16 protein-coding genes are annotated in these 15,930 nt (G+C 63.1%); 10 read left to right on the top strand and 6 right to left on the bottom strand.

Annotation, left to right across the window (positions count from 1 at the left end; genetic code table 11):
- Position 1: 1 nt before the first annotated feature.
- The 3 genes from AC07FD_RS18100 to AC07FD_RS18090 all read right to left on the bottom strand — a co-directional run bounded on the left by AC07FD_RS18100 (position 2) and on the right by AC07FD_RS18090 (position 3,347).
- On the bottom strand, positions 2–907 hold the full coding sequence (locus AC07FD_RS18100; RefSeq protein ID WP_478350952.1) for a carbohydrate ABC transporter permease: 906 nt from the start codon (positions 905–907) through the stop codon (positions 2–4).
- 68 nt (positions 908–975) lie between these two features.
- Positions 976–2,292: an ABC transporter substrate-binding protein gene (locus AC07FD_RS18095; RefSeq protein ID WP_478350951.1), complete on the bottom strand. Its 1,317-nt coding sequence runs from the start codon at positions 2,290–2,292 to the stop codon at positions 976–978.
- Positions 2,293–2,651: 359 nt separating this feature from the next.
- A complete protein-coding gene (locus AC07FD_RS18090) occupies positions 2,652–3,347 on the bottom strand; it encodes a TetR/AcrR family transcriptional regulator (protein ID WP_478350950.1) in 696 nt (231 codons plus the stop codon).
- 110 nt (positions 3,348–3,457) lie between these two features.
- Between AC07FD_RS18090 and AC07FD_RS18085 the strand changes: the two genes are divergently transcribed.
- From AC07FD_RS18085 to AC07FD_RS18075, 3 genes are read left to right on the top strand one after another with little or no spacing between them, the layout of a single operon-like run.
- Positions 3,458–4,654, top strand: coding sequence for a Tm-1-like ATP-binding domain-containing protein (locus AC07FD_RS18085; RefSeq protein ID WP_478350949.1), 1,197 nt, complete (start codon positions 3,458–3,460; stop codon positions 4,652–4,654).
- A 10-nt stretch (positions 4,655–4,664) separates the two neighbouring features.
- Entirely contained in the window at positions 4,665–5,519 is an 855-nt protein-coding gene (locus AC07FD_RS18080; RefSeq protein ID WP_478350948.1) for a phosphoenolpyruvate hydrolase family protein, read from the top strand.
- Between the two features lie 3 nt (positions 5,520–5,522).
- Positions 5,523–5,942 (top strand): cupin domain-containing protein, encoded by a 420-nt coding sequence (locus AC07FD_RS18075; protein WP_478350947.1) that lies wholly within the window; start codon positions 5,523–5,525, stop codon positions 5,940–5,942.
- A gap of 27 nt (positions 5,943–5,969) precedes the next feature.
- On the opposite strand, the gene AC07FD_RS18070 is transcribed toward AC07FD_RS18075, so the two are convergent.
- Positions 5,970–7,160 carry a M24 family metallopeptidase gene (locus AC07FD_RS18070; RefSeq protein ID WP_478350946.1) on the bottom strand — a complete coding sequence of 397 codons (1,191 nt, stop codon included), beginning with the start codon at positions 7,158–7,160 and terminating at the stop codon, positions 5,970–5,972.
- Between the two features lie 371 nt (positions 7,161–7,531).
- Here AC07FD_RS18070 and AC07FD_RS18065 point away from each other — a divergent pair, with 371 nt between their 5' ends.
- From AC07FD_RS18065 to AC07FD_RS18040, 6 genes are all read left to right on the top strand, one after another.
- Complete coding sequence (locus AC07FD_RS18065; RefSeq protein WP_478350945.1) at positions 7,532–9,142, top strand: ABC transporter substrate-binding protein; 1,611 nt, start codon at positions 7,532–7,534, stop codon at positions 9,140–9,142.
- 183 nt (positions 9,143–9,325) lie between these two features.
- Positions 9,326–10,312 (top strand): ABC transporter permease, encoded by a 987-nt coding sequence (locus AC07FD_RS18060; RefSeq protein WP_478350944.1) that lies wholly within the window; start codon positions 9,326–9,328, stop codon positions 10,310–10,312.
- Positions 10,309–11,139, top strand: coding sequence for an ABC transporter permease (locus AC07FD_RS18055; RefSeq protein ID WP_478350943.1), 831 nt, complete (start codon positions 10,309–10,311; stop codon positions 11,137–11,139). Before AC07FD_RS18060 ends, AC07FD_RS18055 begins: the two co-directional genes overlap by 4 nt.
- Positions 11,136–11,951 (top strand): ABC transporter ATP-binding protein, encoded by an 816-nt coding sequence (locus AC07FD_RS18050; RefSeq protein WP_478350942.1) that lies wholly within the window; start codon positions 11,136–11,138, stop codon positions 11,949–11,951. Before AC07FD_RS18055 ends, AC07FD_RS18050 begins: the two co-directional genes overlap by 4 nt.
- Complete coding sequence (locus AC07FD_RS18045) at positions 11,948–12,724, top strand: ATP-binding cassette domain-containing protein (RefSeq protein ID WP_478350941.1); 777 nt, start codon at positions 11,948–11,950, stop codon at positions 12,722–12,724. Before AC07FD_RS18050 ends, AC07FD_RS18045 begins: the two co-directional genes overlap by 4 nt.
- 86 nt (positions 12,725–12,810) lie before the next feature.
- A complete protein-coding gene (locus AC07FD_RS18040) occupies positions 12,811–13,353 on the top strand; it encodes an L-2-amino-thiazoline-4-carboxylic acid hydrolase (protein WP_478350940.1) in 543 nt (180 codons plus the stop codon).
- Between the two features lie 75 nt (positions 13,354–13,428).
- Here the strand turns inward: AC07FD_RS18040 and AC07FD_RS18035 are convergent, their stop codons facing one another.
- Both AC07FD_RS18035 and AC07FD_RS18030 read right to left on the bottom strand, forming a co-directional pair.
- Positions 13,429–14,040 (bottom strand): NAD(P)-dependent oxidoreductase, encoded by a 612-nt coding sequence (locus AC07FD_RS18035; protein WP_478350939.1) that lies wholly within the window; start codon positions 14,038–14,040, stop codon positions 13,429–13,431.
- Between the two features lie 40 nt (positions 14,041–14,080).
- Complete coding sequence (locus AC07FD_RS18030; RefSeq protein WP_478350995.1) at positions 14,081–14,713, bottom strand: DsbA family protein; 633 nt, start codon at positions 14,711–14,713, stop codon at positions 14,081–14,083.
- 142 nt (positions 14,714–14,855) lie between these two features.
- On the opposite strand from AC07FD_RS18030, the gene AC07FD_RS18025 reads away from it, so the two are divergent.
- The gene (locus AC07FD_RS18025; RefSeq protein WP_478350938.1) at positions 14,856–15,773 is read left to right on the top strand and encodes a LysR family transcriptional regulator; all 918 of its coding nucleotides are present in this window, start codon (positions 14,856–14,858) and stop codon (positions 15,771–15,773) included.
- The last annotated feature ends 157 nt before the right edge of the window (positions 15,774–15,930 follow it).

Genomic DNA, 15,930 nt, shown 5'->3' with positions numbered 1-15,930 from the left:
CTCAGCGCTCCTTCACCTTGTTGAGGTATTTGACGTAGATGTTGGTGATGGCCAGCACCATGATCAGCACGATATAGGCGAGTGCGCAGGAGCGCCCGGTCTGCCATTCCTGGAACGCCATCTTGTAAAGCCGGATCGAGATCAGCTCGGCCGTCGGCTGGCTGGTCAGGATGTAGGCAAGATCGAAGGTCTTGAATGCCTCCATGGTGCGGAAGATGACCGCGATCATCAGGATCGGCGCGACCAGCGGCAGCGTGATGCGAAAGAATGTGTAGAACGGTCCGGCGCGATCGATCGCGGCGGCTTCGTAGAGATGCTTCGGCACCGCCGACAGACCGGCAAGCGACAACAGCATGACGAAGGGCGACCACATCCAGATATCGGTCAGCGCGACGGCATAGAGCGCCATCTTCGGATCCGACAGCCATTCGAAGGTGCCGAGCCCGAGTGCATAGTTGATGATACCGAAGGAAGGGTCGTAGAGCAGCTTCCAGAACAGGCCGACGACGGCCATCGACAGCATCATCGGCAACAGTAGCAGCGTCGTCAGCAACCCCTTTAGCGGGATGTCGCGATTGAGCAGCATCGCCACGCCGAAACCGACCAGCAGCTGGCCGGAGACCGAGACGATGACGTACTTCGCGGTGATGGCGAAGTTGGACCAGACATAGGGATCGTTGAGCAGGTCGCGATAGTTCTGCAGCCCGACGAAATTCGCCGGGGCGTTGGTCGACGCCCGGAAATCGGTGAAGGAGTATCCCAGCGAATAGATCAGCGGAAAGATGTTGAAGACGATCAGGAACAGGACCGTCGGGATGATGAAGAGGTTGCGGATCGAAATGTCGCTCAGGCCGCGCGCGGCCGCTCTTGAAGACCTGTCCAGCGTGGTGATCATCGTGGTCGCCAAGACCCTGCTCCCGTTTGCAGAAAAGGAAACGGAGGAGGCACCAACGCCCCCTCCGTGAGGCATGATTGTTACTGACCGCGGCCGTACTTCTTGAAGGTCGCGTTCCAGTCGCCCGCGAGAGCGTCCAGCGTTTCCTTGGCGGTGCCTTCGCCGCCGATCATGTAGGGATAGACGCGCTGGTTGAGCTGCTGCAGCAGTTCCGCATATTCCGGCACCGCCCAGAAGTCCTTCACCTTGAACATGGTCTCGTAGAAGGCCTTGTTGTAGGGCGTTGCGTTCTGGAATTCAGGCGACTTGAGCACGGCGGCACTGCAGGTGTAGCCGCCAAGCGCCGCCCACTTCTTCTGGGTCTCGTCCTTGATGAACCATTCAAGGAACTTGATCGACTCGTCCTGCTTCTGCGAGTAGGACACGATCGAGATGCCTTGCCCACCGAGCGCGGCGAACTGGTCGCCGTTGGGGCCGGGTGGATTGGCAAAGAAGCCGGTGTTCTTGGCGTTCGGATTCGACGCTTCGTTGATCAGCGACGGGAAGAACGCAAAGTAGTTCATGCTCATAGCGGCCAGGCCTTCGGTGATCGCCTGGTTGTCTTCGACGAAGAACGACTTGGCCCAGCCTGGAGGCGTGAACTTGTAAAGCTCCTTGTAGGCGTCGAGCGCTGCGACCGCCTTGTCGGAGTTGATGAAGCCATCGACCTTGTAGGTCGAATAATCACCCAGTTCGCCACCGTAGGAGAACAGCGCGTTCTCGAAGCCCATCGCCATCGCGTCGTACGAATTGTCTGTGTAGATGGCGATGCCGTATTTTTTCTGATCCGGCCGGTAGAAGAACTCGGCGATGTCGCGCAGCGCCTTGAAATCCTTCGGCACGTCGAGATCGTAACCGTACTTGGCCTTGAAGGCTTCCTTTTCCTTCGGATCCTCGAACCAGTCTTTGCGATAAGACCAGCCGACCGCGTCGCCTTCAAGCGGGATGGCCCAGTACTTGCTGCTGCCGCCCGGATATTCGGCGTAGTACTTCACCGTCGCCGGTGCCATCACGTCGCCGACCTTGTTCTTGTTGAAGAAGTCAGTCAGGTCGACATAGTGGCCACCGGTCGAGCCGGCACCGAGCCATTGCGAGTCGCCGACGACCATATCATAGGCGTCGCCATGGGCGTTGAACTCGGTAAAGGCCTTGGTCTGGAAGTCGGGCCAAGGCGTGGTCTCCACAGTGATCTTGACGCCGGTTTCCTTCTCGTACTCGTTGCCGAGCTCCTGCAGATAGTTGGCCGGATCCCATTCAGCCCAGAAGATGGTGAGCGACTTTTCCTGCGCGTAGACGGATGTCCCGCAGGCAAGCGTTAAGCCGATACCAGCAAGTACGCTGGTCACAAACTTGCGCATAATGATTTCCTCCCTTGTGCGCATTCTACCTTGTCATGCGAGCCGACAACGGGGCCGGCCCTGGTAGTTCCTCCCGTGATCGCACCCTTCCGGTTTCGGACCTCCTCGCCCTGCCGGAAAATGGATCGCAGCCCTCACTTTCGATCCGCTTTTCTGATCCAATCTGGTATTACCAATTTTGCATGCTCGTCAAGTCCTATCTTGGCATCTCGACTTGGCCATTGCTATCGGATTTCAGCTTTATCTGCCTGTTTTCCCATGATTTTCCTACTCAGTGATACGCGCGGGTATTGTCCGACCCTCTGCACTGCGGTTAATATTGGTAGTCGGCATGCAAATCTGGTCGAACCAGATAGGGATTATTTTACGACCACCACCTGATCGCTCCTGTCTCCTCCACCCGTCGATTCCGCGATCGCCGCGCGCACCAGCGCCCCGGCTGCCCATTGCGCGACCGACCTCGTCCTGCGACTGTCCAGCCCCCAGATATCCTTAAGCACGATTAGCACCTCGACGCCGAAGATCAGCGACAGCGCCTGCGCCAGCCGCCTGAAGTCGCGAGGCGGCAAGCGGCCCTTGAGTGGCGCGATCGCCTCCTTCAGCAAGTCGATGCGATGCCCTCGGGTAAAAGCCGGCTCGCCACCCAGCGTGCCGGCCTGGCGCCTCGCCCACTGATCGAGCGACAGCTTCAGAGCCGCCTTGAATGTCGCCTCGAAGGCCTCGATGCGCGGCATGGCGGTGTCGAACAGGTCGGCGACCCGACGCTCGGCATCGGCGTAGGTCGATTGCCAGGTGAGGATTGGGCCGAGCCCCTCGTCGACGACAGCCTTCACCAGCGCCGCCTGGCTCGGGAAATAGCGATAGGCGGTCGCGCGGGAGACTTCTGCCGCTTCGGCAACCTCGCTGACCGACGGCGTGACGCCCGCCTGCATCAGCCTTGTCGCCGTCTCCAGCATCAGCCGTTTCGTGCGCGCGCGCGGTCCACGCTCTAGCGCCTGGCCGCTTCCCCGCTCGGCGTCCTCGCTTGCTGTGGATTGTTGACGTGAGACATCCATATCAATACGATACGCGCGTCTCAAAAATTTGCAATGACCTTCGCATCGTCGAGCGGCCTGGCAATGAGCGGAGGGGCGCAGCATTGCGCCTTCCTGGATTGGGGAACGCAATGAAGCGTATCTATGTAGTGGGCACCGCAGACACCAAGGGCGAGGAACTTGCCTTCCTGGCGGATGCGATCGCTGCCACGGGCGCCGTCGTTTCCCGCGTCGATGTCGGGACGCGCGACGCGACCATCGCCGTGGACATCACCGCGAAGGACATTGCCGGCCACCACCCCGGCGGTCGTGACGCGGTGCTCGGCGGCAATGACCGTGGCGCCGCGGTCGCCGCCATGGGCATCGCCTTCGCCCGCTTTGTCCAATCGCGAAAAGACATTGCCGCCATGATCGGTATTGGCGGCGGCGGCGGCACCTCGATCATCACGTCGGGCATGCGCGCGCTGCCGCTCGGCCTGCCGAAGATCATGGTCTCGACGCTCGCCTCCGGCGACACCGCGCCCTATGTCGATGTCTCCGACATCGTCATGATGCCATCGGTGACCGACATGGCCGGGCTGAACCGGCTTTCCCGTGTCGTCCTGCACAACGCCGCCCAGGCCATATCCGGCATGGCGGCCAGGCCGGCGCCGCCGGCCGATGGCAAACCGTCGATCGGCCTCACCATGTTCGGCGTTACCACGCCTTGCGTGACCGCCATCGCCGACCAGCTTCGCTCGACCTATGACTGCATGGTCTTCCACGCCACCGGCACCGGCGGCCGCAGCATGGAGAAGCTGGCCGACAGCGGCCTGCTGTCGGGGGTGATCGACATCACCACGACGGAGGTCTGCGACCTGCTGTTCGGCGGCGTGCTGCCGGCGACCGCGGATCGTTTCGGCGCGATCGCCCGCACCGGGCTGCCCTATGTCGGCTCGGTCGGCGCGCTCGACATGGTCAACTTCTGGGCGCCGTCGACGATCCCGGAACATTATCGCGGACGGTTGGTGTACGAACACAATCCGAACGTCACGCTGATGCGCACCACGGCGCAGGAATGCCGCGCAATCGGCGAATGGATCGGCACCAGGCTCGCCCTCTGCGAGGGGCCGGTGCATGTCCTCATTCCGGAAAAAGGTGTCTCGGCGCTCGACATCGAAGGCGGTGCTTTCTTCGATCCAGAGGCCGACGCCGTTCTGTTCGAAGCCATCGAGCGCACCATCCAGCCGAACGACATGCGCCGCGTGACGCGCCTGCCGCAGCACATCAACGACCCCGAATTCGCCAAGGCCGCCGTTGCGGCCTTTCTCGACATCGCCAGACAGTGAGATCCAAGACATGCCCGCCATACCGCGCAAGGACATACTGAAGAAGTTCAGGGCAATGATCGAAAAGGGCGTGCCGATCGTCGGCGGCGGCGCCGGCACCGGCCTGTCGGCCAAGGCCGAGGAGGCCGGCGGCATCGACCTCATCATCATCTACAATTCCGGCCGCTACCGCATGGCCGGGCGTGGCTCGGCCGCCGGCCTGCTCGCCTATGGCAATGCCAACGAGATCGTCAAGGAGATGGCCTATGAGGTGCTGCCGGTGGTCAAGAAGACGCCGGTGCTGGCCGGCGTCAACGGCACCGACCCGTTCGTCATCATGCCGCTGCTTCTCGCCGAGCTGAAGACGATGGGCTTTTCCGGCGTGCAGAACTTTCCCACCATCGGCTTGTTCGACGGTCAGATGCGGCAAAGCTTCGAGGAGACCGGCATGGGTTTTGGGCTCGAGGTCGAGATGATCGCCGAGGCGCACAAGCTCGACCTGCTGACCACGCCCTATGTCTTCAACCCCGACGAGGCCCGCGCCATGACAAAAGCCGGCGCCGACATCGTCGTCGCCCATATGGGGGTGACGACCGGCGGCTCGATCGGCGCCACCTCGGCCAAGTCGCTCGACGATTGCGTTGCCGAGATCGATGCAATTGCCAACGTGGCCCGTTCGGTGCGCAAGGATGTCATCCTGCTTTGCCATGGCGGGCCGATCTCGATGCCGGATGACGCGCGCTATATCCTCGACCGCTGCAAGGGCCTGCACGGCTTCTATGGCGCAAGCTCGATGGAACGGCTGCCGGCGGAAGCCGCGATCGCCAAACAGACGGCTGATTTCAAGGCCGTCTCGCTTCATGACCAGAAGAAAAAGAAGGGATGAGAGATGACCGACAAGAGCAAGATGTTTGTCTACCCCAAGGACGTCAGCGCCTTCGGCTTCGACTGGGGCAGGCTGGCGCTGACCGTGGCGCCCGAGGTGAATGGCGCAACCCGCTTTTCCGGCGGCGTCGTCGACCTGCCCTCCGGCAAGGGCCACACACGCCACAACCATCCGGGCGCTGAGGAAATCATCTTCGTCATCTCAGGCAACGGCGAGCAGATGGTTGAGGACGAGAAGGGCAATCCGGTGGTCGAGAAGGTCGGCCCCGGCTGCACCATCTATGTGCCGGAAAGCCGCTTTCACTCGACGCTCAACACCGGCGATGGGCCGATGCAGCTTTTCGTCGTTTATTCCCCAGCCGGACCGGAACTGGTGCTGCGCGAGCTGCCGGATTTCAGGCTGCTGCCGGCGGGCGACAAATAGGTTTTCCGGACAGCACCTGCCATCCGCCTATGAAGCGCCACCCCTGTTCCATCCGCGGCCACGGTCGCCGAACATCACATAGCCAGTGTCGGTGACGGCAACCGTGTCTTCCAGCTTGATGAACCCCCGTGTCGGGTGCAGCATGGTCGTCTCGACTGATAGCACCATGTTCTTTTCCAGCGGCTTGGCCGCGTAGGTGCCTTCATAGGTCACCGGATGGTTGGTCATCAGGAACGGCGCTTCGTGTGTGATCAGTCCCATGCCGTGGGCGAAGAAATCCGCATAGGCCGCGACCTTCGAGGCCTTCAGCACACCCTCGGCGTGTGAAATCATGTCGCCGCCCAGCGTGCCGGCCCTGACCTTGGAGAACGCCGCCTGTTGCACCGTCTCGACCTCAGCCAGCAGGTCTTCGAGTTCGGCATCTGGTTCGCCCAGAATGCCCATCCGGCAGAGGTCGCCGATATAGCCGTGATAGTTGCCGCCGGAATCGATCGACAGCACCTCGCCCTTCTTCCACGCCTGCGGTGAAGCGGCGCGGTTATGGCTGGAGCCCAGCGTCAGCAGGCAATATTCGAAATGCGCGCCGCGATTGGTCTCTTCGCGCCGAAGCTGCTCGATGATGTCGGTCTTGGTCGTGCCTTCGCCTGCCCAGGCGATTGTGGCCAGCATGGAATCGGTGATCAGTTCGGAAGCGGTGCGCAGCTTCTCCAGCTCTGCATCGGTCTTGATGGCGCGCATGCTCTCCAGCATGGCTGTCGCATCGATCAACTTGGCGTCCGGCAATGCCTTGCGGATCAGCGTGTAAGCATCCGACGGCAGGAAGCTCGGCTCGATGCCGATGCGGGCGCCCGTTTTGCCGATCTTCCGCAGGTGCTCGACGGCGAGGTTGGCTGCGTCGAGCGTGCCCCAGCAGGCGGCGTGCAGGGTCGGTGTCCAGAATGGGTTGTTCTGGTGCTCGGCGCCTTCCATGCGGTTGCCGATATAGGCGGCATGGTCGGGTCCGCCCTTCTCATAGACGACGACAGGCAAATAGCGACTGTGGCCGATGGCATCCATGGCGGCGAAGAAGATGAACTTGTAGCCGCCCAGCAGATACTGCGTGTTGTGCTTGGAGGTCGCCAGCAGCACATCGATGCCTGCCTCCTCCATCAGCCGGTCGACCCTTGCCTGGTCGAACGGGATATTGCTGACGGCACTCTTGCCCTGAGCAATGTTCATCTCTCTCTCCCTGAATTGCCCGAGATCGCCGGCCGTTTGCTCCCGATCCCTTGGCTGTGGATCAAATCTGCACCATTTCGCTCGCTCTGGTCTAGCCAGAAACACGCGAAATGGCCTGCTTCAAACTCACCATATCGTTATGTCAGCGCATTCAACAAAATCTGGTCCTACCAGATCGATCGAATTGAACCGCTCCTCCAAACTGGTCCAGCGGACGAAAATTTCAAAGCCAAGCAAGGATGCGCCAATTCCGTCTCTGGCGAAACCCTCGGCAAGGCTCATAATCGCCACCGCAAGGACGCTGGCGGGCTCGCCGGCGTCCGAGGGGATTGGCGCACCCGGTTGGGTTGCGGAGAGGACGGAGTTCGATCATGTCAGGTTTCACGATTTCCAGACGCCAGATGCTTGCCAGCTCGGCAATGCTGCTGGCCTCCACCGCCATGCCGACATTCGGCTGGGCGCAGACGCCGAAGAAGGGTGGGCGCCTGGTGCTTGCCGCCGATTCAGAGCCGCGCAACCTCAACCCGGCGATCGTCGCCTCCAACGGCGTCTTTTTCATCTCCAGCAAGATCGTCGAAACGCTGGCTGAAGCCTCCTTCGACGGCAAGGACGGGCTTGCGCCGCGGCTGGCCTTGAGCTGGGAAGGCGCTGCCAACGGGCTCTCCGTCACGTTCAAACTGCGCGATGGCGTCAAATGGCATGACGGCAAGCCGTTCACCTCGGCCGATGTCGCCTTCTCGGCATTGCAGGTATGGAAGCCTCTGCAGAATCTCGGTCGCACCGTGTTCAAGGATCTCGCTGCCGTCGACACACCGGATGATCTCACCGCCGTGTTCAAATTCGCCAAGCCGACCCCATTCCAGCTGATCCGCAACGCGCTGCCGGCACTGAGCAGCGTCGTGCCGAAGCACATCTACGAGGTGGGCAAGATCGAGGACAACCCGGCCAACAACGCGCCGATCGGCACCGGGCCGTTCAAATTCGGCGAATACAAGGCTGGCCAGTACTACCGTCTGACGAAGAACACGGATTACTGGGGCAAGGACGAGCCCTATCTCGACGAGATCATCTATCAGGTGCTGCCCGACCGCACGTCGGCGGCGAGTGCACTGGAAGCCGAAGAGATCCAGCTCGCCGCCTTTTCCGCCGTGCCGCTGGCTGACCTCGACCGCATCTCCAAGGTGCCGGGCCTCAAGGTGATCTCCAAGGGCTATGAGGGGCTGACCTATCAGCTCGTCGTCGAGATCAACCATCGCCGCAAGGAACTGGCCGACCTCAAGGTGCGCCAGGCGATCGCGCATGCCATCGACAAGGATTTCGTCGTCAAGACGGTGTTCCTCGGCTATGCCGCCACCGCAACCGGTCCGGTGCCAAAGAACGATCCGCAATTCTACACCGCCGACGTGCCGACCTATGCCTTCGACGTCGCCAAGGGCAACGCGCTGCTCGACGAGGCCGGTTACAAGAAGGGCGCCGACGGCAATCGCTTCTCGCTGAAGCTTTTGCCGGCGCCCTATTTCAACGAGACCAAGCAGTTCGGCGACTATCTGCGCCAGGCACTCGCCGCCATCGGCATCGACGCCCAGCTGGTCAACAACGACTCGGCCGCGCACATCAAGGCCGTCTACACCGACCACGCCTTCGACCTTGCGGTCGGCCCGCCGGTGTTCCGCGGCGACCCGGCGATCTCGACCACCATCCTGGTGCAGAGCGGCATTCCAGACGGCGTGCCGTTCTCCAACCAGGGTGGCTACAAGAACGATGCGCTCGATGCGCTGATCGCCAAGGCATCCGAGACGCTCGACACCGCTGCCCGCACCGACCTCTACAAGGAATTCCAGAAACAGGTGGCCGCCGACCTGCCGCTGATCAACGTCGCCGAATGGAGCTTCATCAGCGTCGCGCGCGACACCGTCGGCAACATTGCCAACAACCCGCGCTGGGCGGTGTCGAACTGGGCGGACACCTATCTGGAATCGTGACACAGTCGCGCGGATGAAAGTTCGCGGCGAAACTGTCGTAGATGCACGGACAGACGTCGAGCTCGACGATACCCCCCCCTGTCCTGCGGGACATCTCCCCCTCAAGGGGGGAGATTGGCTGGCCGCGCCGCCCAGGCGCGGCATATTTATTAGGCGGCTCAGTGACCAGCCATCGGGGCCACCGTGACCCGCGCCCTCATCCTCCTCCGTCGTCGCCTGGTCGGCAGCATCTTCGTGCTGCTGATCGTCATTGTCGGCACCTTCCTGCTGCTCGAAGCAGCACCCGGCGACGCGGTCGACGCCTACATCGTCTCCACCGGCGGCGACGCCGGTATGATCGAACTGCTGCGTCATCGCTGGGGCCTCGATCAGTCGGAGCTGACACGGCTGGCCAACTATCTCTGGGCGCTGCTGCATCTCGATCTCGGACAGTCGGTGACGTTCTCCCGGCCGATCCGCGACGTGATCCTCGAGCGGCTGCCCACCACACTGCTGCTGATGGTCAGCGCCACCGCACTCTCTTTCGGGCTGGGCTCGGCACTCGGCGTCTACGCAGGCGCCAGACCGGGCAGTTTTCGCGACCGCTTGCTGTCGATCGGCTCGCTGGCGCTCTATGCCGTGCCTGGTTTCTGGCTCGGCCTGGTGCTGATTGTCGTCTTTGCCGTCGACCTGCGCTGGTTGCCGATCGGCGGCATCGAAACCCTGGCGTCGGACAAGACCGGCCTCGACCGTGCCGCTGACATCGCCATCCACCTCATCCTGCCGGTTTCGGCGCTGGGCTTCATCTATCTGGCGCTCTATCTGCGCATGATGCGTGCCGGCATGGCAGAAGTCTGGCGGCAAGATTTTGTGCTGGCCGCCCGCGCCAAGGGGCTGTCCCGCCGCCGCATCGTCCTCGCCCACGTCGCCCGCAACGCACTCTTGCCACTGGTCACCATGCTCGGGCTGCAATCGGCGCAAATGCTCGGCGGTAGCGTCGTCATCGAGAGCGTCTTTTCCGTGCCCGGCCTCGGCCGGCTGGCGCAGGAAGCGGTGGCCGCGCGGGACACTCCCCTACTGCTCGGGATTATTCTCACCAGCGCCGTCCTGGTCATCGTCATCAACCTGCTCGTCGACATCGCTTATGCCTTTCTCGATCCGCGCGTCGGCGCCGGCGAGGCCGGCGCATGAGACCGCTCCGCCGTTTTCTGCGCACACCCGAGGCTGTCGCCGGCGCCATCCTCCTGGCGGCGCTGATTGCCATGGCGCTGTCGGCAGCGCTGCTGTTTCCCGGTGACCCGCAAGCCATCGCCGGACCAGCGCTGCTGCCGCCATTTCAGGACTGGTCGCTGCCGCTCGGCACCGACCGGCTTGGCCGTGACGTGCTGGCCGAGCTGTTCCACGGCGCCCGCACCTCGCTCGCCGTCGGGCTGGCGGCAGCGGCGGCGGCGCTCGCCATCGGCTCCGTGGTTGGCACGCTGGCCGGCTTTGCCGGTGGCCTCGTCGACGAGGCGCTGATGCGCATCACCGACGCTTTCCAGACCGTGCCGAGCTTCCTGCTGGCGCTGGCGTTCGTCAGCGTCGTTGGACCGTCGCTCGGCATCGTTGTGATTGCTATCGCGCTCGGCACCTGGACCGGCCCCGCGCGTGTCGCCCGCGCCGAGGTCCTCTCCATTCGGGAGCGCGATTATGTTGCCGGTGCCAGGGTCATCGGCATGCATCCGCTGGCGATCGCCTTTCGCGAGGTGCTGCCCAACGCCTTGCCGCCGGTGCTGGCCATGTCCTCGGTGATCGTCGCCGCCGCGATCCTCACCGAGGCAGCCTTGTCCTTCCTTGGCCTGGGCGATCCCAACAGGGTGACCTGGGGCGGCATGATCGCCGAAGGCCGCGCCGTGCTGCGCACCGCGCCCTTCCTGTCGATCGTCCCGGGCATTGCACTGGTGCTGACGGTACTGGGTGTCTATCTCGCCGGTGAAGGCATCGTCGAAACGACTGCCGTAAGACGAGGCCTGTCGTGACCACACTGGCTTCGATCCGCGACCTGACGGTGACCTACCGCCGCGACGGCAACGAGGTCGCTGCGCTGAAGACTATCAACCTCGACATCGTCGCTGGCGAACGCCTGGCCATCATCGGCGAAAGCGGTTCGGGCAAGAGCACGCTGGCATTGGCGATTGCCGGGCTGATGCCGCGGTCTTCCCGGATTGAAGGCCGCATTGACTGGCTCTTGCCATCGTCGCCATCCTCTGGTGCCAAGGCGCCCCTCGGCGGCCGCGACTCCGGCTTCGTCTTCCAGGATCCGTCCGCCAGCCTCGATCCCGTCATGACTGTCGGCAAGCAGATCGCGGAAGTGGCATACACCCATCTCGGCCTGACATGGCCGCAGGCGTACGCGAAGGCAAAGAGCCTGCTTGAACGCGTCCGCCTGCCGGACCCGGACTCGGCCCTACAGGCCTTTCCGCATCAACTCTCCGGCGGCCAGAAGCAGCGAGTGGCGATCGCCGCCGCGATCGCGGCGGGTCCGAAATTGCTGATCGCCGACGAAGCGACCAGCGCGCTCGACACCATCGTGCAAGCCGAGATGGTCGCTTTGATCCGGCGGCTGGTGGCAGAGGACGGCATGACGCTGCTGTTCATCAGCCACGACATCGCGCTGGCGGCCGAGCTTGCCGAACGGATTGCCGTATTCCGTCATGGTGAACTGCTCGAGCTCGGAATGACGGCAGAGATCGTTGGTGCTCCAACCCAAGCCTATACGCGCACGCTGCTCGATGCCCATATCGGCCTCGACGCCGCGCCGCTGCTCAACCGAGCCGGGCTCGACGCATGAGCTTGCTCACGGTTTCCAACCTCACCAAGAGGTACCGTCGCGGCAGCAAGACCATCGCTGCCGTCGACGATGTCTCCTTTCATATCGACCCCGGCGAAACGCTGGCGCTGGCAGGACCGTCCGGCAGCGGCAAATCGACGATCGCGCGGCTGGTGCTGCGGCTGATCGAACCGGATGCAGGCCGTATCGAATTCGAAGGCAATGATTTCCTGGCTTTGAGTGGCGCAGCACTCCGGGCGCGACGCGCCCGCCTGCAGATGGTGTTCCAGGACCCGCTTGCCGCCTTCAACCCGCGCGCCACGGTGGCGCGTGTGCTCGACGACCCCTTGCGTATCCATGGCATCGCCGCCCGCGCCGAGCGCCCGCGCCGCATCGCCGCCTTGCTGGAGCGCGTCGGGCTGACCGCAGATCTCGCCCCGCGCGCCATCCATGAAATCTCCGGCGGCCAGAGGCAGCGCGTCGCCATCGCTCGCGCCATCGCGACAAAGCCGTCGCTGATCGTGCTCGACGAAGCGGTGTCGGCGCTCGATGTCTCGGTGCGTGGGCAGATCCTTGAATTGCTGCTCGACCTGCAACGCCAGGAACGGATCGCCTATCTCTTCATTTCACATGATCTCGGCGTCGTCCGGGCGATCGCCCATCGCGTCGTCCTCCTCGAAGCCGGCCAGCTTGCCGAGAGCGGCGATGCCCGGACCGTCATCGACGCGCCGCAATCTAGCATCGGCAAGGCACTGGTGGCGGCCGCGCCAAGATTGAACAGAACCCGACCATGACCCCGAACCGAAGGACCGCGCCGGCGAAAAGTGGGATCCGGTTTTCGGGACAAGATCATGGTCAAACAACAAATCAGGACCCCAACATGACCGACCCCGAAGCCAGAGCCGAAAGACTGTCGCGCGAACTCGATTCCGCCTTTCGCAACCGCGCCGATCTTTATCGTCTGTTCCTCGAAGAACTGACTGGAGAGCTTGGCGCAGAACGAGCCGAAGCGATCATGATCCGCGCCATCGAACAGCGCGGCAAGGAAGTGGCCGCAGCCGCCTTCGCCAGCTTCGGCGCCAACGATGCACGCGCGATCGGCGAAGCCTTCCTGGCCATCAGCCCTGACGGCGGTCGCATGTATCCGACCGATGTCGAACGCAGCGATAACCGCATTGCCTTCAAGGTCAAACGCTGCCCGCTGAAGGACGCCTGGGTCGAGGCCGGGCTCAGTGACGAGAAACTTGCCACGCTCTGCCGTATTGCCGGCGCCTTCGACCGCGGCCTGTTCGAGGCAACCGGTGTGCGTTTCGACAACGTCACCTGGACGCCGGGCCACGGCTCCGGCTGCTGCCACATCGCGCTGACCAACAGGGCCGGCGATCAGGAGGCAGACGATACTCGACGCGCCTCATCGAACTGATGGACGTCGGCAACGCCGACGCTGTTAGAAAGAAGCCTGACAAGATCGGCCGGGCTTGGTTGAACCTTCGTTCGATCAGTAGCCGACGGTGAAGCGCTCCCTGATGTGGGCCGGCTTTTCGATCTCGTCGACCATGACGATGGCGTAGTCCTCGAACGAAATGCTGCTGCCTTTGTCCGAAGCGAGAAGCGTGTCCTTGCCGAGACGGAATTGGCCGGTGCGCTCCCCAGGAACGAACATGGCGGACGGCGACAGGAACGTCCAGTCGAGGTCACCGACGGTCTTCAACCTGTCCAGGAAGTCGGCGCCCTTCTGCGCTTCAGCCTTGTAGATCGCTGGGAATTCCGGCGTATCGACCAGACGCTTGCCGGGTGCGACTTCGAGACTGCCGGCACCGCCGACAATGAGATAGCGCTTCACGCCGGAGGCGCGCACGGCAGCGATCAGCGCGTCGGCATCGCTGTCCAGAAAATGCACGGCGCTGATCACCACATCATGGCCGCGGATCAGGTTGGCGAGGCCTTCCTTGTCGAAGACATCGCCCTTCCTGGCTGTCACGCCCGGCAGCGCCGCGATCCTTTCCGGGTTACGGGCAATGCCGGTGACCGTGTGGCCGCGATCGGAGAGTTCCCTGAGAAGGCGCGAACCGACAGCGCCTGATGCGCCGATGAGAGCGACTTTTGCCATGTCTTTTCCGTTTCCTTGTTGGAGATTGCTGGTGGATGGATCATGCCGCGATGTGGGCGACGAGATTGTCGAAGCTGCCGAACAGTGCATTCGATCCGATGAGCCGGGGCGCGTCGTTGCGCATGACCGCCAGAGCGGGCACGCCATCGGCATGCAGGCGCTGGAACAGCGCGCGGCCACGGCCGACCAACTCGCGGTGGGCCGTCATCAGCTCTTCCGTCGGCGTCTTCAGCAGGTCGCCGGCGCTCCTCATGCCGGCGGCGGCGAGCACCTGGGCAACGCCGTCGATCACGATATCGCGGCCGTCGACATAGCGCGCCCGCTGGATCGTCTTCAGCGCGAAAAGTCTACGGCCGGGATCTACCAGGCCGGCAGCACTGATGCCGAGTGTGGCGGCGTGCGAGTCCAGCAAGGTGCCGCGGACATTGAGGACGTTGTATTGATAGGCCTGCGTGAACTTCTGTCCGGTGAGCCGCTCGATGCGCTGATCGTTCGCCCAGGCGTGGGCGGCAAAACCTTCATCCATCGGACGCGCGCCGGCACCCGAGAACAAGCCGGTCGGCAGCAGCTCGACGCACACGCCACCGGCCGACAGGCTGTCCAGCATCGGGGTGGCGCCATAGCACCAGCCGCAGAGCGGATCGAAGAGGTAGGTCACTTCTGAATTGCTCAAGATCGCTGCCATCCTTGGTGCGGAAATGCCGGCCACCGACCGGTCGAATGTGTTGGCGCATCCATGACCGGCGACAGCCTTGCGATAAACAGCGTCCAATAATACAAACTGTCTGATCTGATCAGACAAAAAGGCTGTCGCTTTGGCCGAACTTCTGAACCTCAATCGGCTCGCCTACTTCACCACGGTGATGGAAACCGGCTCGTTCACCGCAGCGGCTGACCGGCTTGGTGTCGCCAAGGCCGTCGTCAGTCACCAGATCGGCAAGCTCGAGGAGGAACTGGGCGCAACGCTGCTTCAGCGCACCACACGGCGCGTCACGCCAACCGAAGAAGGTCGCCTCTTTTATGATCGCGCGATGATCATCCTGCGGGAGGCAGAGGCGGCCTATGGCGAAATCTCGCACGGAGCGGTCGAGCCGAGCGGGACGCTGAGGCTAACCGCGCCGCTCGACTACGGCACCAAGATCGTGGCCCCGGTCATGGCCGCCTATCTGAAGACCTATCCGCATATGCGCGTCGAGGCGATCTTCGATGACGCGGTGAGCAATCTGGTGGACGAGCAGATCGATCTCGGCATCCGCGTCGGCTGGCTCGCCGATTCCTCCAACCAGGCGCGCCGCCTGGGCACGATACGGCAGACCGTGGTGGCGAACCCCGCCTTCGCGGCAAGCCTGCCGCCCGACGTCAGCCCGCGCCAGGCAAGATCGTTGGCCTGGGTCGGCAACGCCCAGCTGCGCGGCATCGGCCAATGGCTGTTTTCCAGGGATGGTGAAACGGTTTTGACCGAACTCAATCTGATCATCATGTGCGACAAGAGCCCCGCCGCCCTTGCCTGCGTGCTCGCCGGCATCGGACTGGGCGTATTTCCCGACTACAGCGTCAGCGATGATATCGCCGAGGGACGGCTGGTGCCGGTGTTTACCGACTGGAGCTTACCCACCGGCGGCATCCATGCCGTCTTTCCGCCGGCCCGGTTCCGGCCCGCCAAGGTGCGCGCCTTCGTCGACTTGCTCGCGGCGGCCGAGAAAAACCGATCGCGCGGCCGCACCATGTCGTGACGCCTATACGGCGACGTGTTGCAGGACGCTGCAACAGATGGGCAATTTCCGCCGCATGGAAACGTCAGAGACAACTTACATTGATGGGAGAATCGACGGCGAGGCGTCCCAAAGCGCAATGCCCGCCGGCTGCTGCCTGACGGGCGTTTGTGATTTG

This window comes from Mesorhizobium waitakense, from assembly GCF_056431085.1.
The sequence above is the reverse complement of the archived record's forward strand: the minus strand, read 5'-3'. Positions and strand labels throughout refer to the sequence as shown.